Origin of the sequence: Leucobacter sp. HNU (genome assembly GCF_047946755.1) — a bacterium.
In the GTDB taxonomy this organism is placed as follows: Bacteria; Actinomycetota; Actinomycetes; order Actinomycetales; family Microbacteriaceae; genus Leucobacter.
Genome location: NZ_CP178837.1, coordinates 1,139,733 through 1,165,219, shown reverse-complemented (window position 1 = coordinate 1,165,219; position 25,487 = coordinate 1,139,733). Strand labels below are relative to the sequence as shown.

Below are 25,487 nucleotides of genomic sequence, written 5' to 3'. Positions count from 1 at the left end.
GCCCAGTCTAGTCGCCGCCGACGCGGCTACACGAGCGGCGCCGTGCAGAGCCGCTCGTACCAGGCGATCGCCGACTGGTCGGTGAGCGAGGCCACCTGATCGACGATCGCCCGCCGGGCCGCGGACTCGTCCTCGGCCGCCCGGAAGTCGGCCGCGTAGGCGGGTTCCAGCTCGTGGGTGCCGGACTCCCACAGCGTGTGGAGCAACTCGGTCAGCAGCGCCCGCTGACGGCGGTACGTCGGCTGCCGGCGACCGCTCTGCATGACGTAGGCGGCGACGATCCCCTTGAGCACCGCGATCTCGGCGCTCACCTCGCGCGGCACGACCATGCGCGCACCGTAGCGCGCGAGCGAGCGGCCGTCCGCCTCCTCGACCGTGTCGCGGATCGCGGCGCGCGCGAAACGACCGATCATGTCGCTCGTGAAGTTCTTCAGCCTGGCCTGATCCCTGCGAGATCCGTCCCAGCTGCGCAGCCAGTTCGCACTCTCGGCCATCCGATCGAAGGCCGCGCCGAGCTCGTCCGCGGCAAAATCGCCGCCGGCCCACTCGGAGACGGTGCGGATCAGCGCGTCGTGCCCCGAGCGCGCCGTGAGGAACTGGGGATCGATATGCTCCGACACGATCGCGTCCTCGAAGTCGTGGACCGAATAGGCGACGTCGTCGGAGAAGTCCATGATCTGGGCTTCGACGCACTTGCGCCGCTCGGGTGCGCCGCTCCGAAGCCATTCGAAGACCGGAGCGTCATCGGTGAAGTAGCCGAACTTGGCGCTCCCCGGCGCCGCCTCCTGCAGCGCCCAGGGGTACTTGCAGCTGGCGTCGAGCGTCGCCCGGGTGAGGTTCAGGCCGGCGCTCGCTCCGTCGGGTGCGAAGCGCTTCGGCTCGAGCCGCGTGAGGATCCGGAGCGTCTGCGCGTTGCCTTCGAAGCCGCCGAAGCCGCGCATCCACTCGTTCAGCGCGAGCTCGCCGTTGTGCCCGAAGGGCGGGTGCCCGAGGTCGTGAGCCAGGCACGCCGTATCGACCACGTCCTGCGAGACGCCGAGCGAGACCGCGAGCTCGCGACCGATCTGGGCGACCTCGAGCGAGTGGGTCAGTCGATTGCGGGCGAAGTCGACGCCCGCCGTCGGGCTGAGCACCTGGGTCTTCGCGGCGAGACGCCGCCACCCGCTCGAGTGCAGCACGCGGGCACGATCGCGAGCGAAGTCGCTGCGCCCGCCGCCGTGCTGTTCGGGGACGAACCGCTCCGCGTCGAACTCGGTGTACCCGTTCCCCCGATCACCCACCGGAATCGTCCCGCTCGGCCTCGGCCAGATCGGCGAAGTCGATGCCGTCGCTCGTCCGGCTCTCGAGCCAGCGGTCCGGCAGCACGACGCGCTTCGGGCTCCCCGCGCGGCCGCGCTGCCCCTCGGCGCCCTCGCCGGGATACGGCATGGAGCCGTCCATCGTGGCGAAGATCTCGTCCATCTGCTCGAGCGACTCGACGGCGGCGAGCGAACGGCGGGTGTCGCCTCCGACGCCGTAGCCCTTGAAGTACCAGGCGACGTGCTTGCGGATGTCGCGGCAGGCACGATCCTCCTCGCCGTCGAAGAACTCGACGAGCAGCTCGGTATGGCGACGCATGGCCTGCATCACGAAGCCGAGCGGCGGCTTCGCGATCGCCGCTTCCGCGGCCTCGGACGAGATCTCGCCCTGCTCGGCGCGGAACGCCGCCGCCAGGTCGCCGAACAGCCAGGGGCGACCGAGGCAGCCGCGACCGACGACGACGCCGTCGCAGCCGGTCTCCCGGACCATGCGGATCGCGTCCTCCGCGGACCAGATGTCGCCGTTGCCGAGCACGGGGACGCTCGTGATCGTCTGCTTCAGCTCCGCGATGGCCGACCAGTCGGCGTGCCCCGAGTAGAACTCGTTGGCGGTGCGGCCGTGCAGCGCGATCGCCGCGACGCCCGCGTCCTCCGCGGTACGCGCGGCATCGAGGAAGGTGAGGTGATCGGCGTCGATGCCCTTGCGCATCTTCACCGTGAGCGGGATGTCGCCCGCGGCCTTGACCGCACCCTCGACGATCGCCTTGAACAGGTCCTGCTTCCAGGGCAGCGCGGATCCGCCGCCCTTGCGGGTCACCTTCGGCACCGGGCACCCGAAGTTCAGATCGATGTGGTCGGCACGGTCCTCGGCCACGAGGAACTTCACCGCTTCGGAGACCGTCTTCGGATCCACGCCGTACAGCTGGATCGAACGCGGCGTCTCGCTCTCGTGGTGCTTGATGAGCCGCATGGAGGCCGGGGTGCGCTCGACGAGCGCGCGGCTCGTGATCATCTCGCTCACATAGAGCCCCGCCCCGTATTCGCGGCAGAGCCGCCGGAACGCGGTGTTGGTGATCCCGGCCATGGGCGCGAGCACCACGGGGACGTCGAGCGCGATCGGACCGATGCGCAGCCGCTGATCGGTCGCGAGAGAGGAGGAAGTCATAGCAGCTCCATTCTCTCACGACCCGTCCGGCCGGACGGCTAGGTCCGTTTCGGGGCGTCCACCGCCCCGCCGAAGCGGCGATCCCGATCGTGGTAGATCCCGATCGCCCGCCAGAGCTCGGCCCGGTCGAAGTCGGGCCACAGGGTGTCGAGGAAGACCATCTCGGCGTACGCGGACTGCCACAGCATGAAGTTGCTCGTGCGCTGCTCTCCCGACGAACGGAGGAACAGGTCGACATCCGGCAGCTCCGGCACGTAGAGGTAGCGGCCGATGGTGCGCTCGCTGATCCCGTGTGGCGAGAGCCGACCCGTCGCGACGTCCTCGCCGATGCGGCGCATCGCGTCCACGAGTTCGTTGCGCCCGCCGTAGTTCACGCACATCGTGAGCGTCAGCCCGGTGTTGTGGGCGGTGACCCGCTCGGCCGTCTTCAGCTCGCTGAGCACGGACCCCCACAGCCGCGGCCGTCGCCCGGCCCAGCGCATGCGCACGTTCCAGGAGTGCAGCTGCTCGCGCCGACGCCGCAGCACGTCGCGGTTGAAGCCCATGAGGAACCGGACCTCGTCGGGCGAGCGCCGCCAGTTCTCGGTCGAGAACGCATAGACGCTCAGGTGCTTGACCCCGGCCTGGATCGCCCCGGCCACCACGTCGAGCAGGGCCTGCTCCCCCATGCGGTGACCCTCGACGCGGGGCAGGCCGCGCTGGTTCGCCCATCGCCCGTTGCCGTCCATGACGATCGCGACGTGCTCGGGCACCGGGCCTGCGAATCGGGGCGGCTGCTCGCCGGTCCAATCGACCGGCACGATCTCGTCGGGCACTCGCGGCATAGCGTTCAGTGTATCGAGCGTTCAGACCGCGGGACGCGAGGGTTCGCGCAGTGACCGCAGGCCGCGCTCGAGGTGCCACTGCGTGTACGCGGCGACGATCCCGGCGGCCTGCCCGCGCTCGCGCTCCGTCGAGCCCGTCGCGGTGCTCCAGTCCCCCGCGAGCAGTGCGGCGAGCAATCGGATCGAACCGGGATCGAGCCGTGGGGCGCCGGGCACGCGGCAGTCCTCGCAGACCACGCCGCCGAGCTGCACGACGACGAGAGTATGGGGCCCGGCCGCCCCGCAGCGCACGCACTCCTCGAAGCCCGGCGACCAGCCGGCGATCGCCATGGCGCGCAGCAGGTAGCCGTCGCGCACGAGCTCGGTGGGCACCGTGCCCTGGGCGAGCGTGCGCAGCGCGCCGACGAGCAGACGGTACTGCTGCGGCGCGGGCCCGCCCTCGCTCAGGCGCTCGGCCGTCTCGACCATGACGCTGCCCGCGCGGTACCGCTCGTAGTCGCCGCTGATCGGCGGCCCGTACGAGCCGAGCGTCTCGGCCTGGGTGATCGTGTCGAGGGTGCGGCCCTCGTAGCACTGCAGATCGGCGACCATGAACGGTTCGAGCCGCGCCCCGAACTTCGACGAGGTGCGCCGGACCCCTTCGCCACGGCGCGCAGCAGACCGCGTTCACGCGTGAGCAGCGTCACGATCCGATCGGCTTCGCCGAGCTTGTGCGTGCGCAGCACGACGCCGACTTCGCGGTACAGGGGCATGCTTCAAGTATCCCGGATCCGGATGCGCGATCGGCGAGAATAGAGACGTGCTCGACCAGACCTTCCACACCCCGCTCGCCGCAGACCTCGTCGCGGTCGGCGTCGGCAGCCTGCAGGGCGCCCTGTTCGCCGCGGGCTTCAAGCGGATCGACCTGCTCGGCGTCGCGATCATCGGCATCGCCTCAGGCATCGGCGGCGGCTTTCTCCGCGACATCCTCCTGGGTGTGACTCCGGCGGCGTTCTCGATCAACTGGTACCTGATCGTCGCGACGGGCGCCGCGTTCATCGGCATGCTCCTGCCGCGCCTCTTCGAGCGCGTCGACCCGGTCATCACCGTGCTCGACGCGCTCAGCATCGGCATGTTCGGCGCGATCGGCACGACCAAGGCGCTGTCGCTCGACATGCCCGTGGTCCCGGCCCTCTTCATCGGCACCGTGTCGGCGGTCGGCGGCGGCGTGCTGCGCGACCTCATGCTCAACATCCCCATCGCGCTCATGCACGTCGGATCCCTCTACGCGGTCGCGAGCCTCGTCGGTGTCGGCGTGCTGGTCGTGCTCCTGGCGTTCGGGGTGCCCGTCGTCGTCGCGGGCATCGCCTGCGTCGCCGTGACCGCAGTGCTCCGCCTGCTCGCCGTCCGGTTCGGTTGGAGCCTGCCGGAGCAGCGCGCGCTCAGCCGCTTGCGCCTGCGCCGTCAGCGCGAGGTCGAGCAGACCATCGAGGCCCTCAAGACCGGTACGATCCCGCTGCCCGAGATCCCCCCGAATCCCGACGATCTGCGGGGTCCCAGCGCGAACTGACGCGGGGTAGGCTGACCGCAGGACGGCGCGATGGAGCGCCCGACGAGATCGGAGCCGCCATGAGCCCCCACCCCCTCGACTCCCTGTCCGCTGAAGAGATCGCCGCGACCTCCGGGCTGCTCGCCCGCGAACGCGGAATCGACTCCGGCTGGCGCTACGCCTCCATCATCCTCAGAGAACCGCCCAAGGCCGAGGTCCTCGCCTGGCGGGAGGGCGACCCGATCGTGCGCCGTTCCTTCGCCGTGCTCTGGAACAAGGCGAGCAACGAGGTCTACGAGGCGATCGTCGATCTCACCGGCGGCGCTGTCGAGAGCTGGGAGCACCGTCCCGGGGTGACCCCGAACTTCACCGTCGACGAGTACCACGACTGCGATGTCGCCCTGCGCGCGCACCCCGGAGTCCGCGCGGCGCTCGGGGCGCGCGGCGTCGATCCCGACCTCGTGCTCTTCGATCTCTGGACCTACGGCCACGAGGTGATGCCGCCGCAGTGGCGGGACCGCCGGCTCGGCTGGGTCGACATCTGGAAGCGGTCGGCCGTCGGAGGCAACCCCTACGCGCACCCGGTGAGCGGGCTCAAGGTGATCGTCGACGTGAACCGCATGGAGGTGCTGCAGATCGACGAGTCGCACGACCGCGGATTCCCCGAGGTCGATGCCGAGTACACCCCCGAGCTGCGCGGCGAGCCCGAGCGCACCGACCTGAAGCCGCTCGACATCGTGCAGCCCGAGGGCGTGTCGTTCGCGCTCGCGGGATCCCTGCTGCGGTGGCAGGACTGGGAGTTCCGCATCGGCTTCAACTACCGCGAGGGTCCCGTGCTGTACCAGGTGCGGTTCAGAGACGGCGACGAGTACCGCGACATCGCCTATCGCATGTCCCTCGCCGAGATGATCGTGCCCTACCGGGACTCGAGCTTCGACCACTACCGCCGCACGGCGTTCGACATCGGCGAGTGGGGCCTCGGGTACATGTGCACCTCGCTCGAGCTCGGCTGCGACTGCCTCGGCGAGATCACCTACCTCGACGGCGTGCTGCCCGACACCGCGGGCCGCCCACGGGTCACGAAGAACGCGGTCTGCCTGCACGAGGAGGACGACGCCGTGCTGTGGAAGCACGTCGACCCCGACGCTGGCACGGAGGTGCGCCGCATGCGCCGCTTCGTGGTCTCGGTGCACGCGACCGTGGCCAACTACGAGTATCTCGTGTACTGGCGCTTCTATCCGGACGGCAACATCGAGTGCGAGATCCGGGCGACGGGGATCATGGTCTCGACGCCCATGGAGGAGGAGGCCGCGACGTTCCCCACGGGAACCGTCATCGACCGTCGCAGCTACGCCCCCTACCACCAGCACTTCCTGGTGGCGCGCCTCGACCTCGACGTCGACGGAGCGAACAACACCGTCGTCGAGTCCGATTCGATGGCGGCGCCGATCGGCGAGGCCAACCCGCTCGGCCTGGACCTGCACGCGCGCGGCACGGTGATCGCGTCGGAGGCCGAGGCCGGACGCGACTACCGGTGGGAGACGCAGCGCTCCTGGAAGGTGCAGAACCCGAACCGCCTCAACGCCTGGGGCGCACCGACCGCCTACAAACTCGTACCGTCGGCGTCGTTCCCGGCGATGTTCGACGAGTCGTCGCCGATCCTCCGCCGGAACCCGGTAATCGGCAGCACCCTCTGGGTGACGCGGCAGCACGATCTCGAGATGTGGCCCGCCGGCGACTATCCGACGCAGTCGAAGGACGACCTCGGCAACGGCATGAGCGCCTGGATCTCGGACGACGAGAACCTCGTCGACACCGACGTGGTGCTCTGGTACGTGTTCGGGATCCACCACATCACCCGGGCCGAGGACTGGCCGATCATGCCGGTCGACACGGTGGCGTTCACGCTCAAGCCGTTCGGGTTCTTCGACCGGAACCCGTCGCTCGACGCGCCCCGATCACCGTCGAAGCACGGCGGAGGCAGCTGCTGCGCGGGCGGTGAATGCCGCTGCGAGCACTGAGCCGGCGAGCATCAGCCGCCGCGCGGACCGCGACGGCGTCCCTGCCGGGACTCGGCCTCGCGCCAGGCACGCTGCGCCGGCGTCTCGGCCGAGGCGGCACCGGGCTGGCTCTCGAATCGGGCCGCCGATCCGCCCCGTCCGAGGTGCCAGGCGTGCGTGATCGCGAGCGCGAGCGCATCGGCGGCATCGGCCGGCTTCGGCGGTGCCTGCAGGCGGAGCAGGCGGGTGACCATGGTCGTGACCTGCGCCTTGTCGGCGCTGCCGTACCCAGTCACCTGGGCTTTGACCTCGTTCGGGGTGTAGAGCGCGAGCGGGATCCCTCGCTGTTCCGCCAGATACATCACGACGCCGCTGATCTGGGCGACTCCCATGACGCTCGCGACGTTGTCCTGCGCGAACACCCGCTCGAGCGCGATGGCGTCGGGGCGTTCCCCGTCGAGCAGGCGCTCGAGGCTGGAACCGAGAGTGTGCAGGCGGGCGGGCAGCGGGTCGCCCGCCGCGCTCGTCAGTACTTCGACGTGCTCGAACTCGACCCGCCGGCTGCCGCCGGCGGTGACGACGCCCACGCCGCATCTGGTCAGACCGGGGTCGATCCCGATGATCCGCATCGCCTCTTCACCTCACGATCGGGCGGTGCGCGGCGGACTCCCGTTCGCCGCGCACCGCCGAATCATCAGTCGTCCGCCTCGAGCTCGGCCTGGACCTCGGGGCTCAGGTCGAAGTTCGAGAAGACGTTCTGGACGTCGTCGCTGTCCTCGAGCGCATCGATGAGGCGGAAGACCTTGCGGGCGGTGTCGGCGTCGATCTCGACCTTGAGGTTCGGCACGAACTCGGCGTCGGCCGAGTCGTAGTCGATCCCGGCGTCGACCAGCGCGGTGCGAGCACCGACGAGATCGGACGCCTCGGTGAGCACCTCGAACGCTTCGCCGTTGGGAGTCGGGTTGACCTCTTCGGCGCCGGCCTCGAGCACCGCGGTGAGCACGTCGTCCTCGGTGGTGCCCTCGGCGGGGACCACGATGACGCCCTTGCGCGCGAAGTTGTACGCGACGCTGCCGGGATCGGCGAGGGTGCCGCCGTTGCGGCTGAGCGCGGTGCGCACCTCGGCCGCGGCGCGGTTCTTGTTGTCGGTGAGGCACTCGATCATGAGCGCGACTCCGTTGGGGCCGTAGCCCTCGTACATGATGGTCATGTACTCGACGGCCTCGCCGTCGAGCCCGGCACCGCGCTTGATCGCGCGATCGATGTTGTCGCCGGGGACCGAGTTCTTCTTCGCCTTCTGCACGGCGTCGACGAGGGTCGGGTTGCCCGAGAGGTCGGCGCCGCCGATACGCGCGGCGACCTCGATGTTCTTGATGTACTTGGCGAACGCCTTTGCGCGCTTCGCGTCGATGACGGCCTTCTTGTGCTTGGTCGTCGCCCACTTGGAGTGTCCGGACACGGGAGCTCCTTCGATTCTCGATGTTTCAGGTTCTGGGGTAGCGGTCTCGCCGCCGTGGATCGGTCAGGCCTGCGCCTGTGGTCCAGGGTCCACGGGCCAGGCCGCCGCGACCCGCTCGCGCACGTCGCCGAGCAGCTGCGGCATGGCCTTGGTCTTCGCGATGATCGGGAAGAAGTTGGCGTCGGACGCCCACCGGGGCACGATGTGCTGGTGCAGGTGCGCGGCCACGCCGGCGCCGGCGATCGCGCCCTGGTTCATGCCGATGTTGAATCCGTCGCAGCCCATGACCTCGCGGGCGACCCGCATGGCGATCTGCGTCAGCTCGCCGATCTCGGCGACCTCCTCGGCCGTCGCCTCGTCGTAGCCCGACACGTGGCGGTAGGGGCAGACCAGCATGTGGCCAGTGTTGTAGGGGAACAGGTTGAGCAGCACGTAGGCGGAGCGCCCGCGCGCCACGATCAGCGCGTCCTCGTCGCTGCGGGCGGGAGCCGCGCAGAACGGGCAGTCAGTGTGATCGGGCTGCCGGTGATCGGCCACGTAGACCATGCGGTGCGGGACCCAGAGCCGCTGGAGCTCGTCGGGATCGCCGACCGCGGCGGTCGTGCTCAGGTCCTCTACTCGGTCCACGCCGTCGACACCTGCTCGTGGCTCCGGATCGCACCGGTGATCCGCTGGATCGCCTCGTCGACGGGAACGCCGTTCATCTGGGTGCCGTCGCGGAACCGGAAGCTGACGGCGCCGGCCGCGCGATCCTCCTCACCCGCGATGAGCTGGAACGGCACCTTCTCCTTGGTGTGGGTGCGGATCTTCTTCGGCATGCGGTCGTCGCTGTGGTCGACCTCGGCGCGCACGCCCTCCTCGCGGAGGCGCGCGATGATGCCGTCGAGGTACTCGCCGTACTGCTCGGCGACCGGGATGCCGACCACCTGGAGCGGAGCGAGCCAGACGGGGAACGCGCCCGCGTAGTGCTCGAGCAGGATCGCGAAGAAGCGCTCGACCGAACCCAGCAGCGCGCGATGGATCATGATCGGCTGCTTGCGGGTGCCGTCGGCCGCCGTGTACTCGAGTTCGAACAGCTCGGGCTGGTTGAAGTCGAGCTGCACGGTCGAGAGCTGCCAGGTGCGGCCGATCGCGTCCCGCGCCTGGACCGAGATCTTGGGGCCGTAGAACGCGGCTCCACCCGGGTCGGCGACCAGTTCGAGCCCCGACTCCTCGCCCACCTGGCGCAGGGTCTCGGTGGCGATCTCCCACTGCTCGTCGGAACCGACCGACTTCTCGGGGTCACGGGTCGAGAGTTCGAGGTAGAAGTCGTCGAGGCCGTAGGCGCGGAGGGTCTGGAAGACGAACTCGAGCTGCCGCTTGATCTCCTCCTTCACCTGCTCATCGGTGACGTAGATGTGCGCGTCGTCCTGCGTAAGGCCGCGCACGCGGGTGAGGCCCGAGAGGGTGCCGCTCTTCTCGTAGCGGTAGACCGTGCCGAACTCTGCGAGCCGCAGCGGCAGCTCGCGATAGCTGCGCGCGCGGGCGCGGAAGATGAGGTTGTGGAACGGGCAGTTCATCGGCTTCAGGTAGTAGTCCTGGCCCTGCTTGACCACGCGGCCCTCGTCGTCGACGACCTCGTCGAGGTGCATGGCCGGGAACATGCCGTCCTTGTACCAGTTGAGGTGCTGACTGGTCTCGAACAGCGTTCCCTTGGTGATGTGAGGGGTATTCACCACCTCGTAGCCGTTCTTCAGCAGCTCCGAGCGCATGAAGTTCTCGATCTCGTGCCGGATGATCCCGCCCTTGGGGTGGAACACCGCGAGGCCGGAGCCGATCTCGTCGGGGAAGCTGAAGAGGTCGAGTTCGACGCCGAGCTTGCGGTGGTCGCGCTTCGCCGCCTCCTCGAGCCGGGTCTGGTAGGCGCGCAGCTCGTCCTTGGTCGGCCAGGCGGTGCCGTAGATGCGCTGGAGCATCGGGTTCTTCTCGCTGCCGCGCCAGTAGGCGCCCGCCGAACGCATGAGAGCCCAGCCGTTTCCGAGCACGCGGGTGTTCGGGACGTGCGGTCCGCGGCAGAGATCCTTCCAGCAGAGCTCGCCGGTCTTGGGATCGACGTTGTCGTAGATGGTGAGCTCGGCTCCGCCGACCTCGACGTTCTCGTTGTCGTCGCCCGTGGATCCGCCCTTGAGGCCGATGAGCTCGAGCTTGTAGGGCTCGTTCGCGAGCTCGGCCCGCGCTTCATCCTCGGTGACGACGCGGCGCACGAAGCGCTGGCCCTGCTTGACGATCTTCTGCATCTCGGAGGAGATCGCCTTCAGATCTTCGGGGTGAACGGCGTCTTCGGGTCGAAGTCGTAGTAGAACCCGTCGGTGATGGGCGGGCCGATGCCGAGCGTGGTCTCGGGGTTGATGCGCTGCACGGCCTGCGCGAGCACGTGCGCCGCGGAGTGGCGGAGGATGTTCAGTCCGTCGGTGCTCTCGACGGTGATCGGCTCCACGGTGTCCGTCTCGGTGACCTCGGTCGCGAGGTCGCGGAGCTCGCCGTTGACGCGCATGGCGACGATCGAACGGTCGGTGAACAGGGAGAAGCCATCTGCCACTGGGGCACACTCCTTCGCAAGCGGGTGCGGATCGGGATCGAACGGCGGCGCCGTTCACCCCACGATCCTACTGGGTCCGCCGCCGGGCCCAGGCGAGCGCGGTGTCAGTCCCCCGCGCTCCGGGATCCCTCCGTCGCCGCCCCGGCACGGCGCGACTCTTCTTCCGCCGCGGCCCGCTCCGCCGCGGCGTCGGCGCGTCTCCGGCCGGCCTTCATCCAGACGATGCTCCCGACGAGGGGGACGAGCGCGATGAACGCGATCCAGAAGAACAGCTTGACGATCGAGATCACGGCGGTGCACTGGCCGAGCGAGCGGATCGCGAACAGCGCGACGACGAAGTGCACGATGACGACCGTCCACCAGACCAGCTCGAAGACGAAGTCGGGATCCATGCCTCCAGGCTACGGCACCCGTCGCGACGCTCCGGGGCCCGCATCACGCCTTGCTATGCTTCGTAACTTAATGTTACGCTTCGTAACATGAATCGATCCCTCATCGAAGTCGAGCGACCCGACGGGCACGTCGCCGTCGAGGTCTCGGGGCACGGGCCGCTGATCCTGTGCGTCCCCGGAATGGGCGAGAACCGAGCCTCGTTCCGCCACCTCGTCCCGCTCCTGGTGTCTGCGGGCGCGCGCGTCGCCGTGATGGACCTGCGCGGCCACGGCGACAGCTCCGCCGGGTTCTCGAGCTACGACGACCCCGCCACCGCGGGCGACCTGCTCGCCGTGATCGACGCCCTCGATTCCGGTCCCGCGACCGTCGTCGGCAATTCCATGGGGGCCGCGGCCGCGGTCATCGCCGCCGCGGATCGACCCGCGGCGATCTCGCGGCTGGTGCTCATCGGCCCCTTCGTGCGCGACCACGGCCCGGCCGGACTGCGCACGCTCATGCGCCTCATGCTGCTGCGCCCTGGGGCCCGGCGGTGTGGCGCGGCTACGCGGGCTCGCTGTTCGGCGAGATCCGGCCCGACGACCACGAGGAGCAGTTCGGCCGAACGATGGCCCTGCTCCGACGGCCGGGTCGCTGGCGCGCCTTCCAGGCCACCGTGCGCGATGTCACCCACGCTCCGGCGGAGGCGGCGCTCCCCGGGTCGACGCGCCGACGCTCGTGATCATGGGCTCGCGCGACCGCGACTTCCCCGACCCCGAAGCCGAAGCGAGCTGGATCGCCGTGGCCCTCGGCGGCGAGCACCGCATGATCCCGGGAGCCGGGCACTACCCGATGGCCGAGCAGCCGGACGCCGTCTTCGCCGAGATCCACGGCTTCCTGAGCGCGGAGGCCTCGCATGGCTGAGCGGCTCAACCGCGATGCCGTCGTCGCGCGCGCCTCCGAGCTCGTCGACGAGATCGGCCTGCCCGCGCTCACGATCACGAAGCTCGGCCGCACCCTCGGCATCGCTCCGCCCGGGGTCTATCGCCACGTCTCGGATCTCGACGACCTGCGCGGCGCCATCGCACAGCAGGCGGCCCGCAACCTCGCCGACGTGCTCGCCGCAGCCGGCACCGGGCGCTCCGGCTCGGACGCGCTGCACGGGATCGCCGATGCGCTGCGCCGCTGGGCCGCGCGGCATCCCGGCCGCCACGCCGCCCTGCAGATCGCGCCCGAACCGGGCGATGCGGACGGGCAGGCGGCCGCGGAGCGGCTGGTCCGCGCGATCGCCGACGCCCTGCGCGAGTACGAGTTGCACGACGACGACCTCACCGATGCGATCCGCTTCGTCCGCAGCACCGTGCACGGCTTCGTCGCGCTCGAACTCGGCGGAGGTTTCAAGCAGGCCCGGGAGCTCGATGCCACCTTCACCCGGATCGTCGATGCGCTCGACCGCGCCCTGCGCTCGTGGGGCGATCGGGCCTGATCTCCGTGACCCGGTCGTTCCCCTCGGAGCGGCGCTCGGCACTCAGCCGTAGATCATGCAGGTCTCCGTGCCGTGCGCCACGATGCGACCCCGCTCGTCGGCGATCGTCCCCTCGGCGAGCGCGGTCGACCGGCCGAGATGGATCACGGTTCCCGTCGCCCGGAGCAGGCTGCCGTCGGTGGGGACGGTCCGGAGGAAGTTGATCTTCATCTCCAGTGTCCCGTAGCGGACCCCGGCTGCGAGCCGGGAATGCACGGCGCACGCCATCGCCGAATCGAGGACCGTCGCATAGATCCCGCCGTGCAGGGATCCCAGCGGGTTCGCGTACTCGGGCCGCGCGGCGATCACGAACGTCGCCCGCCCCTCCTCGACCGACTCGAGTTCCATACCGAGGAACCGAGCGATGCTGGGACCGTGCTCCGGCGCCTCCCGGATCGCCCGCAGCACGTCGAGCCCCGCCATGCTCGCGGGGTCGGGTCCGGCCGATCCGGTCTCGGTGGGGTGCGTCATCCTGAGCCTGCTCTCGTCGTCGAGGTTCCCGGTCCGGCCACCCTACCCCCGCCCCGGGTTCACCCGCGTCGCGCCCGGCGTTCGAATCGACCAGACTGGGTGACGCCCGACCGCGCACCGCAGGAGCGTCGCGCGGATTCCGATACCCTCCCCGAAGGAACTCGCATGCGTCTCCGTCTCGCCGCCCTGCCCGCGATCGCGGCCCTGCTCGTCGGCCTCGCGGCCTGCAGCGCAACCCCCGACGAATCGGCTCCCACCGCTTCGCAGTCCGCCACGCCGACCACCGCGTCCACGTGCACCTACACGAGCGACGGTTCGGCGGCGAAGCCGGTGAAGTCCCCGCCCGCAGCACCGAAGACGGCGAAGACCGCGACGCTGAAGACCTCCGCAGGAGACCTGACCATCGCGCTCGACGGCGAGCAGGCGCCCTGCACGGTGAGCAGCTTCGTCTCGCTCATCTCGCAGCAGTACTTCGATCAGACCGTCTGTCACCGACTCACCACGAGCGGCATCTTCGTGCTTCAGTGCGGCGACCCCACCGGCACCGGCACCGGCGGCCCGGGATACTCGTTCGCCGACGAGACATCACCCGAGATGAGCTACCCGGCAGGCACGGTGGCGATGGCGAACGCCGGTCCGGACACGAACGGATCCCAGTTCTTCCTCGTCTACGACGACAGCACGAGCCTGCCCCCGAACTACACCGTGTTCGGCCACCTCGACGATGCGAGCCTCGCGGCGGTGCGCGCCGTCGCGAAGCAGGGCGTCGCAGGCGGCGGCCCCGACGGAGCTCCCGCGCAGAAGGTCACGATCCTGACGGCGTCGGCCTCCTGATCGTCCGCACCGCCGCGCGTCATTCTCCCGAGGCGCTGCGCGGCGGATTGTGGACGAATTCGATCCGGATCCCGTTGTCGTCCTCGACGAACGAGGCGTAGTAACGGTCGGAGAACCGCGCGAACACCTTCGGGTCCCGCACCGACGTCCAGCCCGCCTCGATCGCGATGCGGTGCAGGCGCTCGACCTCCGCACGGGAATCGAGCGCGAACGCGAGGTGCTGCCAGCCGATCCGGCCGTATCGGTGCGGATCACCGCCCGGTTCGGGCGCGCGATAGAGGATCAGTTCGGTCTCGTCCTCGCGCGACCAGGCGATCCCGCCCTCCATCTCGTTGCCGTCGGACACGCAGCCCAACGCGGCGAGCACCGGATCCCACTGCGCGAAGGCACGGTCGAGGTCGGCGACGGTGAGTCCGAGATGATCGAAGAGCGGCATGGGTTCAGTCTGGCAGGCCCACGCGGCGGCGACGTCGGCGACGCACCGCGCGCTGCCGGCTCGGGGAACCGGCCGGAGCTCGCGGGGTTTCGGTCCTCGGGTCCCGCTGTTTAGAGTGAGGACATGACGACTCCCGCTGAGGTCCCCGCTCGCCCGCAAGCCGTGATCAGCGGAGGAGGAAGCGGGATCGGCCTGGCCTCGGCGCTGCGCCTGGCGCGGGATGGATTCGACATCGTGATCGTCGGCCGCCGCCAGGAGGTGCTCCGGCACGCCGCGGATCGGATCCGCGAGCAGACTGCGGAGGCGCGCGTGCAGACCGTCGCCGCCGACCTGCAGGATCCCGCCCAGGTGTCTCGTGCCGCCTCGGAGATCGACGGTCCGATCGATGTGCTGTTGAACAACGCCGGCGGCAACGTGCTCGACCGCGGAGACGGACTGGCGGGGATCGCCGAGAATTTCGAGGGGAACTTCCGGCTGAACGTGCTGACCGCCGTGCTCCTGACCGAGGAGCTGCTCCCCCGCCTCACGCGGCCGGGAGGGCGGATCATCTCGATCAGCTCCATCGCAGCGCTGCGCGGCGCGAACGGCTACGGTGCCGCGAAGGCGGCGATCCACGGCTGGATGATGGGCCTGGCCGAGCAGCTGGCGCCGGAGGGCATCACGGTGAACTCGATCGCACCGGGGTTCGTGCCGGACACCGGCTTCTGGGACAGCCGCCGCACGCCCGAGACGATCGCCTCGCGGCTCGCGCAGATCCCGATGAACCGACCGGGCACCCCGGACGAGGTCGCCGGAGCGGTGGCCTATCTCGCAGGTCCGGAAGGCGGTTGGACGACGGGCCAGATCCTGCAGGTCAACGGCGGGGCGCTCCTCGGTCGGGGCTGAGCCGGGGGCCGGACCGACCTGCGTCCGAAGATCCACCGCTCCCGCATCATGCGGGACGCGATCGCGGGCCGCAGGCGGGCACCGAGTTGATCGAGCGCGGCGACGAGTGCTACCTCCGACTCAGTGGCCGATGACGCCCTGCAGATCGACGGCGACCCGAATCGACGCGATCGTCTCGCGCCGGTGCAGGTTCTCGACCTCGGCGACCCCGCCCTGCGACAACAGCGGCACGAAGATGAACGACTCGTCGTACGGCAGCTCGCCGTGCGCCGCGACCGCCTCCGGGAAGATGTCCCAGTCGAGGGAATCAGAGAGCTCTTCGGCGCCGTCGAGACGCACGAGCGTGAGGAAGGACTGCAGGGTTCCAAGCCCGACCGTCGTGCCGCGTCGGAACAGGATCCCGGTCGCACCGGAACGGCTGGGCTCCCACGTGATCAGGTCCCCCAGCCCGGTCGCCATGATCGGGATTGCAATCCCGTCTCCCTGCGTCTTCCCGATGCAGTCACCGACCTCCGCTTCGTACAGCTTCGGATCGATGACCCTCAGGAAGCCCTCGCCGAACGTGCCGTACCCGTATGTCTCCCAGATATCGATCAGCTCGTCCGGGACTCGCCCCCGATACTCCTCGATGATCTCCGCCGGAACCGGCGCCTGCGGAACGAAATCAGCGATCACGACCATGCGTTCACTCTATTCCGAGCACATGCCTCCTGCGATGGACATCGGGAAGGAGTCCGGAAAACACGAAAACCCCGGCTCTCACCGGGGGCTTTCTCTCTGTGCGCGATACTGGGATCGAACCAGTGACCTCTTCCGTGTCAGGGAAGCGCGCTACCGCTGCGCCAATCGCGCCTAAACTTCAGGCTATTCAGTTATGCCAGCGAGGTGGCGACGGGATTCGAACCCGTGTATACGGCTTTGCAGGCCGCTGCCTCGCCTCTCGGCCACGCCACCGTGGTTGTGGTTGACACCACAAGCGGCCGAGTTGCACTCGGCCACTGGAGCGGATGACGAGACTCGAACTCGCGACCCTCACCTTGGCAAGGTGATGCGCTACCAACTGCGCTACATCCGCACATCGCTTGCTCTGCGTTTCCGCTTCGCCCTTGCGACTCGAATAACTATAGGGAAGTTGCTGGGGCACCGCAAATCAGTCCGGTACAGCCGGGCGTGGCGCGCCATAAACCGTTGATTTTACGCGGTTTTCGGCGCGGCGGACCCGTTCCGCAGGCCGCTCCCGGATACTGGTACGCATGGCTCGGAGTGCGCGCAAGACGGTCGCTCGGGTCGCGTGGGCGTGCATCGCGATCCTGGTGGTCGTCGTCGGCGCGCTCGCGATCGCGAACCAGCAGCTCATCTCCGACGAGATCGAGGCGCGCAACTTCGCACCGAGCGAGCAGGTCTCCTCGCTCCTCGGCCGCCTCGACCTCACGCCGGCGGGCGAGCGGGTGTTCCTCGCGTCGAAGCCGACCCTCGACGCGAGCCAGCACTTCAGCACCCAGTGCTCCGACGTCTCCCATGGCGAACAGGGCCATGTGCTGGGCTGCTACTCGAAGGGCACGATCCACCTCTTCGGCGTCACCGACAAGCGGCTCGACGGGATCGTCGAGGTCACCGCCGCGCACGAGCTCCTGCACGCGGCCTACGCGCGCATGAGCGGGGACGAGCAGGCGCAGATGACCAAGAAGCTGCGTGCCTTCTACGACGAGCGGATCGCGACCGACCCGGGCCTGAAGGAGCGCATGTCGGTGTACGACGCGCTCTCCCCTGGCGCCTTCGCGAACGAGCTGCACTCGGTGCTCGGCACGGAGGTGCACACGCTGCCGAAATGGCTGGAGGAGCACTATGCGCAATGGCTCGGCAAGCGCAGCTCGATCGTCGACGACTTCGATCGGTATCACGGCGTCTTCACGCAGTTGCAGGATCGGTCGAAGACGCTCGAGAAGCAGATGACCGCCCTGCGAACCAGCGTCGAGCAGCGGCGCGAGACCTACAACGCGGCCGTCGCGCGGTTCAACGCCGACGCCCAGAACTTCACCAAACGCAACAACGCCTACGAGTTCGCCGACGACCCGGAGGCCTTCGAACGGATCCGCGACGGGCTCACCGCACGCCAGCAGCAGCTCACGAAGGACCGCGAGCAGCTCGAGAACGACATCGCGAGCTACGAGACGATGCGCACCGAGCTGCAGCAGCTCACCAAGACGAGCGACGAGCTCGATCAGAAGCTCAACAGCGACCTCGCGCCGCCGGCGACTCGCCCCAACTAGGGCGTGCGGCAGAGCGGAATCGCCCGGGCGGCGACCTGATGTGCGAGGGCATTCCGAAAGTGTGTATTATCGATCAGGTTGGCCCGCGAGAGATCGCGAGCGAAACGGGCGATTGGCGCAGTTGGTAGCGCGCTTCCTTCACACGGAAGAGGTCATCAGTTCGAGTCTGGTATCGCCCACAGCAAGAACCCTCGCTTCGGCGGGGGTTCTTTGGTTTCCCGCTGCGATGTTCGATCCTGCCGCGCATCGATCCCAGCGTGCTCCCAGATCGATGGGACCAAATGAGGGCACGAACGCGTTGTCCTCCCTGACGCCGCCTCCCAGCGGCGCCGGCGCGGGACGACCGCGCCGCACGACGACCGAGGAGCATGCATCATGACCAGTGGGATCCAGGACACCGGAGAGATCACCCGCACCCCCGGCACCGAGACGGCCGTGTTGGCCGGCGGCTGCTTCTGGGGGCTCGACGACCTCATCCGCGCCCAGCCGGGCGTCCTGAGCACCCGCGCCGGCTACACCGGCGGGCAGAACGATCACCCCACCTACCGCAACCACCCCGGGCACGCTGAGGCGGTCGAGATCGTCTTCGACCCGTCGCAGACGAGTTACCGCGACCTCCTGGCGTTCTTCTTCCAGATCCACGACCCGTCGACGCTGAACCGCCAGGGCAACGACATCGGAACGAGCTACCGGTCGGCGATCTTCCCGCTCACCCCTGAGCAGGAAGCGATCGCGAAGGAGACCATCGCCGACGTCGACGCCTCCGGCCTCTGGCCGGGTCCGGCGGTCACCACGATCGAGCCGGCAGCTCCGTTCTGGGAGGCCGAGCCCGAGCACCAGGACTACCTGCAGCGGTACCCGAACGGATACACCTGCCACTTCCCCCGCGCCGGCTGGGTGCTCCCCCGCCGCACGGAGGCGTAGCCGTCACCGAGGCGTCGCCGGTGCGCCGGCCCGGATCCCCGTGCGTTCCCGCCGTGGGAGGCGGGAACGCACGGGGATCCGGCCATAGGCTGGCGCCATGACCGAGATCCGCTTCGGCGCGCACGCGCCGGCCCTTCGCACGCTGCTGCACCTCAGCGACACGCACCTGCTCGACGGCGCCGCCCTCGGAGATCGCTACGACACGGTCGGAAATCTGGAGCGCACCGTCGAGCGGATCCGCGCGATGCGGTCCCGGCCGGACGCCATCATCGTCACCGGCGACCTCACCGACCTCGGAGAACCCGCCGCGTACCGCGCCCTGCGCGGCGTGATCGAACCCCTGGCAGCGGAGGTCGGCGCCGCGCTGATCTGGGTCGCCGGGAACCATGACGAGCGGCCGGCGATGCGCGAGCACCTGCTCGACGAGCCCGGCAGCCAGGCGCCCATCACCGCGGTGCACGACCTCGACGGGCTGCGGGTGATCGCGCTGGACTCCACCGTCCCGGGATGGCATCACGGCGAACTGGACGCTGGGCAGCTCCGCTGGCTGCGGGAGGTGCTCGCGACGCCCGCTCCGCTGGGGACGGTCCTCGCGTTGCACCATCCGCCGCTTCCGAGCCCCATCCCGTTCTTCGATATCCTGGAACTGCGCGACCAGCCGGCGTTCGCCGAAGCCCTTGCCGGCAGCGACGTGCGCGCGATCCTGGCCGGGCACCTGCATTCCTCCACGAGCGGGACCTTCGCGGGCATCCCGGTCAGCGTCGCGTCGGCGACCTGCTACACCATGGACCTGGCGCTCCCGGTCGAGCGGGTGAACGGGATGGATGCGGGCCAGTCCTTCCATCTGGTGCACGTGTGGGAGGACACGATCACGCACACGGTCGTGCCGGTGGCCTCAGCCGAGCCGGCGGAGGCGTTCACGCCGCAGTGGTACGCCGAGATGGCCCGACTCAGCCCCGAGGAGCGCCTGGAGCGGTTCAGCCGGAAGCGCTAGTCGAACGCGGCGAGATATCGGCGGGTCATACGCGCCTGCACGAGGCGGCCGAGCGGTCCGCCGAGGCGCGTGAACCAGCGGGCCGGCGCCGAGAACGCGGTGATCCGGAAGATCACGTCGCCCGAGGCTTCGAGATGGAGCTCGAAGCGTTCCTCGCCGCGCTCGGGATGCCCGGCCAGGGTTCCATAGGCGAAGCCGCAGTGATCGGCGCTGCGATCGACCCAGACCACGAGACAGGGAGCGGTGAACCTCAGCGGTCCGATCCGCAGGCGCATCCGCACCGCCGTTCCCACGCGGAGCGGCACGCTCCACACGCTGAGGTCGGCTCCGGCGCGACGCTGCACCGCGCCCGAGAGCAGCTCGTCGCAGCAGCGTTCGAAGGTCTCGCGGCCGTGGCCGACAACCCGCTCGGTGCGCACGTGATGGTACCCCGCCGGCAGTTCGCCGCCGGTCGCGCCCACCTCCGGGTAGCTGAGAGTGATCATCCGCGCACGTCGCGCTGCCCGGCCCACTCCGCGCGGAGCAGCCCCATCCGCACCAGGTCTTCGTAGCGTCCGCGCACCCAGGCGTGCTCGCGCTGGCGCCCTCGACCACGAAGCCGAGCTTCTCGTAGACCCGGATCGCTGCGGCGTTCGACGAGATCACCTCCAGGTGGATGCGGCGGAGGTTGCCCCGCAGGAACGCGAATTCGAGCATCTGGGCCATGGCCTCGGTGCCGAAACCCCGGCCACGGGCGTGCTGGGCCAGCGCGATCCCGATCTCGCCGTGCCGGGCGACCTCGTCGATGTCGAAGACGCCAACGGTGCCGACCGCTGCTCCGTCCACGTCGATCACGAAGCTCATGCTGCCGTCCGGGGTCGCTTCGCGCTCCTGGATCCGTGCCTGCCAGGCCTCGCGACGGGGCGCTGCCGGCCGTCCCGGGTTGCGCTCCTCCCAGGTGTCGAGGTCCGAGGCGATGGCGTACAGCGCGTCCCAGTCGGCATCGGCGCGGGGGCGAAGCGAAACGGCGGGTCGGGTCGGCATGGGACACACCCTACCCCCGGGCTCCGACATCCCCGATACGCTACTCCCCCGCGGGAGCCGGGGCCCTCTCCGCGGTCTTCTCCATTCGCAGCACGACGGTACTGCCGAGCTTCGCCCGCTTGCCCGGGCCGGGTGAACTGCCGATGACGGTCCAGTTGGCCGGGGCGAGCACCGTCCCGCTCTTCCCGTCGAACTGCGCCGTGAGCCCGAGATCCTCCAGCCGCCACTGCGCGGTCTTGCCGTCGAGCCCGGCGAGGTCCGGCAGCTCGACCCCGTTCTTCCGGACGTCTTCCTCTCGCGCCGCACGTTCCGCCTCCTGCTTCTCCTTGAGGCGTGCCTCGTACTGCGCTTTCTCCTCAGCGCCGGTTCTCGGGCTCGGGCTCGCGCTCGGAGTCGGGCTCGAGGTCGTGCTCGGCCCGGCAGGCCCGGCCGTCCCGCCCGATCCGGAACCGGTGGGCAGGGCGATGACGAACGCCGCGATGAACGCGATGGTCATCACGACCGCGGGGATGGCCGCGACCGCCCCGAACGCCAGCCCACCGATGCCGGCGCCCCGCGACCGACCGCCGCGGACCGCCAGGATCCCGAGCACGATCGAACCGGCGCCGAGACCGAGGCCGAGGAACGGGACCCAGCAGAAGACGAAGGCGGCGATACCCACCGCGAGAGCGATGATCCCCGAGATCGGCGCACGACCGGCCGATGTCGGGTCGGGCTGAGCGGCGGTCACGTTCCTCCTCGGGTCGAGCGCCCACCGGGGTCGGCGGGCAGCCGCCGACGGATGCCGGCCGCGTACGACTCACAGCGTACACAGGGGCAGCTCCTCGGATCTGCTCGGCCCTCGCGCGGGCCCGGATCCGCGGCGTAGCCTGGGCGGGGCCGGCCGAGTCCCGGTCGGCTGTCCGTCACGCATCGCACGAAGGAGTCATCATGATCGGCACCCTGCACAGCACCGTCCTCGACTGCCCGGATCCCGCGGCGCTCGCGGAGTTCTATCGGGGGATCCTCGGCGGCACGGTCGCTCCCGGCGACGACGACTGGGTCGATCTCGAGCTGCCCGAGGGGCCTGCGAAGCTCGCCTTCCAGGAATCCCCGGGGTATGTGCCGCCGGTCTGGCCGGGAGACGACGGTGATCAGCAGGTGCACCTCGACGTGCTCGTCCCGGACCTCGAGGCCGCTCACGAGCCCCTGCTCGAGCTCGGGGCGCGATTCCTCGAGGCGCACGACACGTTCCGGGTCTACCTCGACCCCGTCGGGCACCCGTTCTGCACCGTCAGCAGCTGATCGCCCGGCGACCGGAGGTCAGCGACCGATCCCGAGCTCCCGGGAGAGTTCGGCGATGACGCGCTCGAACCGCGCGCGATCGAGCACGTGGCCCTCGCGACGCATGCCGGAGTCGGAGATGCGCAGCACGCGCTCGGGCGAGAGGAAGCTCTCGCGCCCCTGGCCGTCCCAGCCGCCCGTGCCGACGCTGATGAAGCCGCGGTGCTGCTTGGTCGACAGGTAGCAGCCGGCGACCGTGGTGGCGTCGATGCGCGCGATGATGAGCACGGGGCGGTCCTTGCCGCGTCCGTCGTGCTCGGCGTAGGGCACCCAGGTCCAGATGACCTCGCCGGGATCGGGGGTGCCGTCCACCGCGGGGGCATAGCTCGGGCGCAGGCGCCGGATCTCGGCCGCACCGAGGTCACGGGTCGCCCCGTCGCCGGCCTGCCCCGGCGATGCCTCCGGGCGCGCGCCCGAGACACCCGTGCGCGGGTTCGCGGTCGTCCGCTTCCCCGCCGGATCCGAGCGGCTCTGGAGACCACGGCGGAGCGCTTCGATCAGCGCGTCGAGGATCGCGCGCAGCAGGCCGCCTCCGCCGCCGGAGCTCATGAGGCGATCTCGCCCTGCGTCAGCGCGTTCAGACGGGACATGCAGCGGAGGTACTTCTTGCGGTAGCCGCCGTCGAGCATTCCGCCGCCGAAGATCGTGGTGAGCGGGGCCCCGGTCGCCCGGATCGGGATCTGAGCGTCGTAGACCCGGTCGATGAACGCCACGAAGCGCAGCGCGGCCGACTGGTCGGTGAGCTCGTGCACGTCGCGCAGGCCGATGCACTGCACCCCGGTGAGCATGCCGAAGTAGCTCGAGGGATGCACCGTCGCGAGGTGGGCGACGAGCGTCCCGAAGTCGTCGTCGGTCGTGCGCTCCCCCGCGGCCGCGGCGTCCGCGAGCGCGAAGCGGTAGGCCTCGTCGCTCAGCGAGACGGCGTCGCCGTCGAGATCGCGCTGGCGGTAGTCGGTGCCGTCGATGCGGATCGTGACGAAGTTGTCGGCCATGGCCTGGATCTCGCGCATGAAGTCGGCCGCCGCGAATCGGCCCTCGCCGAGCGCGTTCGGCGGAGTGTTCGAGGTGGCGACGATGCGCGAGCCGGTCTTCACCAGATCGCCGATGAGGCGGGTCATGAGCATCGTGTCGCCCGGATCGTCCAGCTCGAACTCGTCGATGCAGATGAGGCGGGCGCCCTGCAGCACACCGAGCGCGCCCGAGTAGCCGAGGGCGCCCACGAGCGCCGTGTACTCGATGAAGGTGCCGAAGTACTTGCGCCCCGCCGTCGCGTGCCACGTCGCCGCGAGCAGGTGGGTCTTGCCGACGCCGAAGCCGCCGTCGAGGTACACGCCCGGCTTCGCCGGAGTATTCGGCCGGGGCTCTGCCGCGGCCTTCTTGCGGCCGAAGCCGAAGAAGCCGCCGCGGGACATGGGGGCCTCGGGCTCCGAGAAGGCGCGCAGCGTATCCCGGGCCTCCGCCTGCGAGGGGTACTCGGGGTCCGGACGGTACGAGTCGAAGCTCGCCCCGTCGAACTGCCGCGGAGGGACGAGGGTCGCGACCAGCTCGGCACCCGAAATGCTCGGGCTGCGGTCGACGAGGTGGGCGGAGCTGTGCTGCGGATCCTGAGACATCGCCGACAGCTTACCCGCGCGGGGCGCGGTCGGCCGCATCCGGTTGCGGCACGGGATCCGGCAGCGCGCGGACGAACCGTTCGGTCGCTGCCTCCCATGCCACGGGATCCACGTTCCAGAGCTTCACGTGCTCCCCCACGAGCTGCCGGCGCAGCACGACGAGGTCGCTGTGCCTGGCCGCGAACTCGAGCGCGCCGTCCTCCGGGACGTAGGTGTCTCCGGCGCTGACATGGATCAGCGTCGGGACGGCGAGTCCGCGCCCGAGCTCGGGCTGGCTGAGGGCCGCGAGCCCGGGGGACGCCGGATCGCCGCCGCGGACACGACCGACCTCGAGCAGTCGCACGGCGAGCGCCGCGATGGGGCGAGGGATCCCGGCCCGCCGAGCCTGATGCTGCAGCAGGCCGTGCCAGTCGAGCGCGGGGGAATCGAGCACGAGCCCGTCCACCGCGTCGCGGTGCGCGCCCCGGGTCGCCGCGAGCGTGCTCGCCGTGCCGCCCATCGACCACCCGAACAGCGTCACACGGGTCGCCCCGCGCCGCATCGCCTCGGCGATCGCCGCGTCGACGTCGCGCTGCTCGGCGGAGCCCAGCCCGTAGCGGCCGTGAGTGCCCTGCGGAGCACCCGGATCGTTCCGGTAGGAGATGACGAGGCTCGTCACCCCGGCCCGGGCCAGCGGCGGTACTCCCCGCAGCGTCTCGGCCGGGAGCGCTCCCATGCCGTGCACGTGCACCGCCCACCGCCCGGGAAGCGCATCGGCCGGGCGCACGATCCAGGCCGTCGCCGGGCCGTCCTCGAGCGGCAGCACGATCCGCTCGATCGAGGCGCCCTCGCCGACCTCGGCGGCGAGCTCCTCCGGATCCGCGTACCACCAGCCGGTCACCCGCCCCGCCGCTCCGCGCCGCACGCGGCCGCGATCGACCGCGAGGATCTCGCGCACTGCGCGCCCCCTGCGCGACGCGAGCACCGGTCCCACCTTCGCGTGCGTGGCACCGCCGTCCAGGATCAGCGAGTAGCGCCCCGGCAGCTCCGACCATCCGCCGCGGATCCGCACCACCGGCCCTTCGACCCCGTAGCGACGCGAAGCGCGGGGCCCGGGAATCACCGAGAGGACCCGGGTCGAGGCATCCGGTCGCGCCTCGGGCGTGACCACCCGCCGCGCGACGGCGCCGGCCAGCAGTGCGCATCCCGCGGCCGTCGCGGCTGCGATCGCACCGAATCCGACGACCGCCTGGATCGGTCGAAGCCTGCTCATGGGCACCTCCGGGATGTTTCTGCAGCGCGGCGTGGCATCCGCACCATACTCTCAGCAATCCTTAGTGTTCCAGGTGTGAAGTCCGGGAACGAAGTGAATGCCGATGCGTTCGAGCGCGCTGCCGAGCAGCTGCGCAGCGCACGGTTCCGCAGCGAGCTGCAGGTGCGCGAGATCCCGGCACCCGAACGCATCGCGCCGCGATCCGTGGCGCTCGCGGCGGGCGTCATCCGCGGTTCGGCGCACCCCGCCGAGGAGAGCGGCGACTCGCCCTACGGCGCGGGCCGGCTGATCCTGCTGCACGATCCCGACTCCGCAGCGGAATGGGGCTCCCCTTCCGCATCATCTGCTTCGCGCAGGCTCCGCTCGAGGTCGAGATCGGCGTCGATCCCTTCATCGCCGACGTCGCCTGGTCCTGGCTCGTGGATGCGCTCGACTCCCGAGGGGCCGAGGTCACCTTCGCGTCCGGAACGGCGACGAAGACGCTGTCGACCGGCTTCGGCACGCTCGAAGAGCAGGGGGACGCCGCGCAGATCGAGATCCGAGCGTCGTGGACCCCGCTCGGCACCGACTTCGCCGCTCACGCGGAGGCCTGGTCCGAGCTGCTCTGCCTGCTCGCCGGGCTCCCCCATCAGGAGGGCGTCGCCTCGCTCGGCGCGAAGCGAGCGCACCGCGGCGAAGGCCGGAGGGCGTAGTCCGTGCTCCAGCAGGCAGACCTC

General features: G+C 70.1%; 25 protein-coding genes, 4 tRNA genes and 5 pseudogenes. 13 read left to right on the top strand and 21 right to left on the bottom strand.

Features of this window, described 5'->3' with window-relative positions:
* Window positions 1-26: 26 nt before the first annotated feature.
* The 4 genes and pseudogenes from AB3K78_RS05675 to recO form a co-directional block, all read right to left on the bottom strand.
* The gene (locus AB3K78_RS05675; RefSeq protein ID WP_416446811.1) at window positions 27-1,280 is read right to left on the bottom strand and encodes a deoxyguanosinetriphosphate triphosphohydrolase; all 1,254 of its coding nucleotides are present in this window, start codon (window positions 1,278-1,280) and stop codon (window positions 27-29) included.
* On the bottom strand, window positions 1,273-2,463 hold the full coding sequence (gene dusB, locus AB3K78_RS05670; RefSeq protein WP_416446810.1) for a tRNA dihydrouridine synthase DusB: 1,191 nt from the start codon (window positions 2,461-2,463) through the stop codon (window positions 1,273-1,275). The genes AB3K78_RS05675 and dusB overlap by 8 nt, the downstream gene beginning before the upstream one ends.
* A gap of 38 nt (window positions 2,464-2,501) precedes the next feature.
* Entirely contained in the window at window positions 2,502-3,287 is a 786-nt protein-coding gene (locus AB3K78_RS05665) for an isoprenyl transferase (RefSeq protein ID WP_416446809.1), read from the bottom strand.
* Between the two features lie 21 nt (window positions 3,288-3,308).
* Window positions 3,309-4,039: pseudogene (gene recO, locus AB3K78_RS05660) on the bottom strand (DNA repair protein RecO).
* A gap of 47 nt (window positions 4,040-4,086) precedes the next feature.
* Between recO and AB3K78_RS05655 the strand changes: the two are divergent.
* Both AB3K78_RS05655 and AB3K78_RS05650 read left to right on the top strand, forming a co-directional pair.
* Window positions 4,087-4,836 carry a trimeric intracellular cation channel family protein gene (locus tag AB3K78_RS05655; protein ID WP_416446808.1) on the top strand — a complete coding sequence of 250 codons (750 nt, stop codon included), beginning with the start codon at window positions 4,087-4,089 and terminating at the stop codon, window positions 4,834-4,836.
* Between the two features lie 59 nt (window positions 4,837-4,895).
* Window positions 4,896-6,836 (top strand): primary-amine oxidase, encoded by a 1,941-nt coding sequence (locus tag AB3K78_RS05650; protein WP_416446807.1) that lies wholly within the window; start codon window positions 4,896-4,898, stop codon window positions 6,834-6,836.
* Between the two features lie 11 nt (window positions 6,837-6,847).
* On the opposite strand, the gene ruvC is transcribed toward AB3K78_RS05650, so the two are convergent.
* The 5 genes and pseudogenes from ruvC to AB3K78_RS05625 all read right to left on the bottom strand — a co-directional run bounded on the left by ruvC (window position 6,848) and on the right by AB3K78_RS05625 (window position 11,244).
* A complete protein-coding gene (gene ruvC / locus AB3K78_RS05645) occupies window positions 6,848-7,444 on the bottom strand; it encodes a crossover junction endodeoxyribonuclease RuvC (protein WP_416446806.1) in 597 nt (198 codons plus the stop codon).
* A 65-nt stretch (window positions 7,445-7,509) separates the two neighbouring features.
* Complete coding sequence (locus AB3K78_RS05640) at window positions 7,510-8,274, bottom strand: YebC/PmpR family DNA-binding transcriptional regulator (RefSeq protein ID WP_416446805.1); 765 nt, start codon at window positions 8,272-8,274, stop codon at window positions 7,510-7,512.
* A 63-nt stretch (window positions 8,275-8,337) separates the two neighbouring features.
* Window positions 8,338-8,901, bottom strand: coding sequence for an HIT family protein (locus AB3K78_RS05635; protein ID WP_416446804.1), 564 nt, complete (start codon window positions 8,899-8,901; stop codon window positions 8,338-8,340).
* Window positions 8,889-10,807: pseudogene (gene thrS, locus AB3K78_RS05630) on the bottom strand (threonine--tRNA ligase). The gene AB3K78_RS05635 and the pseudogene thrS overlap by 13 nt, the downstream one beginning before the upstream one ends.
* A gap of 149 nt (window positions 10,808-10,956) precedes the next feature.
* Complete coding sequence (locus AB3K78_RS05625) at window positions 10,957-11,244, bottom strand: hypothetical protein (protein WP_416446803.1); 288 nt, start codon at window positions 11,242-11,244, stop codon at window positions 10,957-10,959.
* Between the two features lie 87 nt (window positions 11,245-11,331).
* Between AB3K78_RS05625 and AB3K78_RS05620 the strand changes: the two are divergent.
* From AB3K78_RS05620 to AB3K78_RS05610, 3 genes and pseudogenes are all read left to right on the top strand, one after another.
* Window positions 11,332-11,928, top strand: a pseudogene (locus AB3K78_RS05620) (alpha/beta fold hydrolase); the annotation flags it as partial.
* 37 nt (window positions 11,929-11,965) lie between these two features.
* The gene (locus tag AB3K78_RS05615; protein WP_416446802.1) at window positions 11,966-12,145 is read left to right on the top strand and encodes an alpha/beta fold hydrolase; all 180 of its coding nucleotides are present in this window, start codon (window positions 11,966-11,968) and stop codon (window positions 12,143-12,145) included.
* Window positions 12,138-12,707: a TetR/AcrR family transcriptional regulator gene (locus AB3K78_RS05610; protein ID WP_416446801.1), complete on the top strand. Its 570-nt coding sequence runs from the start codon at window positions 12,138-12,140 to the stop codon at window positions 12,705-12,707. The genes AB3K78_RS05615 and AB3K78_RS05610 overlap by 8 nt, the downstream gene beginning before the upstream one ends.
* Window positions 12,708-12,749: 42 nt before the next feature.
* On the opposite strand, the gene AB3K78_RS05605 is transcribed toward AB3K78_RS05610, so the two are convergent.
* Window positions 12,750-13,217 (bottom strand): PaaI family thioesterase, encoded by a 468-nt coding sequence (locus tag AB3K78_RS05605; RefSeq protein ID WP_416446800.1) that lies wholly within the window; start codon window positions 13,215-13,217, stop codon window positions 12,750-12,752.
* Between the two features lie 165 nt (window positions 13,218-13,382).
* On the opposite strand from AB3K78_RS05605, the gene AB3K78_RS05600 reads away from it, so the two are divergent.
* Window positions 13,383-14,051, top strand: coding sequence for a peptidylprolyl isomerase (locus AB3K78_RS05600; RefSeq protein ID WP_416446799.1), 669 nt, complete (start codon window positions 13,383-13,385; stop codon window positions 14,049-14,051).
* Between the two features lie 19 nt (window positions 14,052-14,070).
* On the opposite strand, the gene AB3K78_RS05595 is transcribed toward AB3K78_RS05600, so the two are convergent.
* Window positions 14,071-14,487: a VOC family protein gene (locus AB3K78_RS05595; RefSeq protein WP_416446798.1), complete on the bottom strand. Its 417-nt coding sequence runs from the start codon at window positions 14,485-14,487 to the stop codon at window positions 14,071-14,073.
* A gap of 123 nt (window positions 14,488-14,610) precedes the next feature.
* Between AB3K78_RS05595 and AB3K78_RS05590 the strand changes: the two genes are divergently transcribed.
* Entirely contained in the window at window positions 14,611-15,372 is a 762-nt protein-coding gene (locus AB3K78_RS05590) for an SDR family NAD(P)-dependent oxidoreductase (RefSeq protein WP_416446797.1), read from the top strand.
* Window positions 15,373-15,492: 120 nt separating this feature from the next.
* On the opposite strand, the gene AB3K78_RS05585 is transcribed toward AB3K78_RS05590, so the two are convergent.
* The 4 genes from AB3K78_RS05585 to AB3K78_RS05570 form a co-directional block, all read right to left on the bottom strand.
* Entirely contained in the window at window positions 15,493-16,053 is a 561-nt protein-coding gene (locus tag AB3K78_RS05585; protein WP_416446796.1) for a GAD-like domain-containing protein, read from the bottom strand.
* Between the two features lie 99 nt (window positions 16,054-16,152).
* A tRNA-Val gene (locus AB3K78_RS05580) sits at window positions 16,153-16,224 on the bottom strand.
* Window positions 16,225-16,255: 31 nt separating this feature from the next.
* Window positions 16,256-16,326: transfer RNA gene (locus tag AB3K78_RS05575), tRNA-Cys, on the bottom strand.
* Window positions 16,327-16,371: 45 nt separating this feature from the next.
* A tRNA-Gly gene (locus AB3K78_RS05570) sits at window positions 16,372-16,447 on the bottom strand.
* 178 nt (window positions 16,448-16,625) lie between these two features.
* On the opposite strand from AB3K78_RS05570, the gene AB3K78_RS05565 reads away from it, so the two are divergent.
* From AB3K78_RS05565 to AB3K78_RS05550, 4 genes are all read left to right on the top strand, one after another.
* Window positions 16,626-17,642 carry a hypothetical protein gene (locus AB3K78_RS05565; protein WP_416446795.1) on the top strand — a complete coding sequence of 339 codons (1,017 nt, stop codon included), beginning with the start codon at window positions 16,626-16,628 and terminating at the stop codon, window positions 17,640-17,642.
* Window positions 17,643-17,748: 106 nt separating this feature from the next.
* Window positions 17,749-17,821 (top strand) — tRNA-Val (locus AB3K78_RS05560).
* Between the two features lie 196 nt (window positions 17,822-18,017).
* Window positions 18,018-18,566 (top strand): peptide-methionine (S)-S-oxide reductase MsrA, encoded by a 549-nt coding sequence (gene msrA, locus AB3K78_RS05555; RefSeq protein ID WP_416446794.1) that lies wholly within the window; start codon window positions 18,018-18,020, stop codon window positions 18,564-18,566.
* Between the two features lie 97 nt (window positions 18,567-18,663).
* Entirely contained in the window at window positions 18,664-19,560 is an 897-nt protein-coding gene (locus AB3K78_RS05550) for a phosphodiesterase (protein WP_416446793.1), read from the top strand.
* On the opposite strand, the gene AB3K78_RS05545 is transcribed toward AB3K78_RS05550, so the two are convergent.
* The 3 genes and pseudogenes from AB3K78_RS05545 to AB3K78_RS05535 form a co-directional block, all read right to left on the bottom strand.
* Complete coding sequence (locus AB3K78_RS05545) at window positions 19,557-20,045, bottom strand: DUF1990 family protein (RefSeq protein ID WP_416446792.1); 489 nt, start codon at window positions 20,043-20,045, stop codon at window positions 19,557-19,559. The genes AB3K78_RS05550 and AB3K78_RS05545 overlap by 4 nt on opposite strands.
* 106 nt (window positions 20,046-20,151) lie before the next feature.
* Window positions 20,152-20,583 (bottom strand): annotated as a pseudogene (locus AB3K78_RS05540) (GNAT family N-acetyltransferase); the annotation flags it as partial.
* 40 nt (window positions 20,584-20,623) lie between these two features.
* Window positions 20,624-21,313, bottom strand: coding sequence for a PASTA domain-containing protein (locus AB3K78_RS05535; protein ID WP_416446791.1), 690 nt, complete (start codon window positions 21,311-21,313; stop codon window positions 20,624-20,626).
* Window positions 21,314-21,513: 200 nt separating this feature from the next.
* Here AB3K78_RS05535 and AB3K78_RS05530 point away from each other — a divergent pair, with 200 nt between their 5' ends.
* Window positions 21,514-21,867 carry a VOC family protein gene (locus AB3K78_RS05530; RefSeq protein WP_416446790.1) on the top strand — a complete coding sequence of 118 codons (354 nt, stop codon included), beginning with the start codon at window positions 21,514-21,516 and terminating at the stop codon, window positions 21,865-21,867.
* 18 nt (window positions 21,868-21,885) lie between these two features.
* Here the strand turns inward: AB3K78_RS05530 and AB3K78_RS05525 are convergent, their stop codons facing one another.
* Genes AB3K78_RS05525 through AB3K78_RS05515 form a run of 3 tightly spaced genes read right to left on the bottom strand, consistent with a single transcriptional unit; the run spans window position 21,886 to window position 24,771 of the window.
* Complete coding sequence (locus AB3K78_RS05525; RefSeq protein ID WP_416446789.1) at window positions 21,886-22,455, bottom strand: type II toxin-antitoxin system PemK/MazF family toxin; 570 nt, start codon at window positions 22,453-22,455, stop codon at window positions 21,886-21,888.
* On the bottom strand, window positions 22,452-23,519 hold the full coding sequence (gene zapE, locus AB3K78_RS05520; RefSeq protein WP_416446788.1) for a cell division protein ZapE: 1,068 nt from the start codon (window positions 23,517-23,519) through the stop codon (window positions 22,452-22,454). The genes AB3K78_RS05525 and zapE overlap by 4 nt, the downstream gene beginning before the upstream one ends.
* A gap of 10 nt (window positions 23,520-23,529) precedes the next feature.
* Entirely contained in the window at window positions 23,530-24,771 is a 1,242-nt protein-coding gene (locus tag AB3K78_RS05515; RefSeq protein WP_416446787.1) for an alpha/beta hydrolase family protein, read from the bottom strand.
* Between the two features lie 75 nt (window positions 24,772-24,846).
* On the opposite strand from AB3K78_RS05515, the pseudogene AB3K78_RS05510 reads away from it, so the two are divergent.
* Window positions 24,847-25,463, top strand: a pseudogene (locus AB3K78_RS05510) (DUF3000 domain-containing protein).
* The last annotated feature ends 24 nt before the right edge of the window (window positions 25,464-25,487 follow it).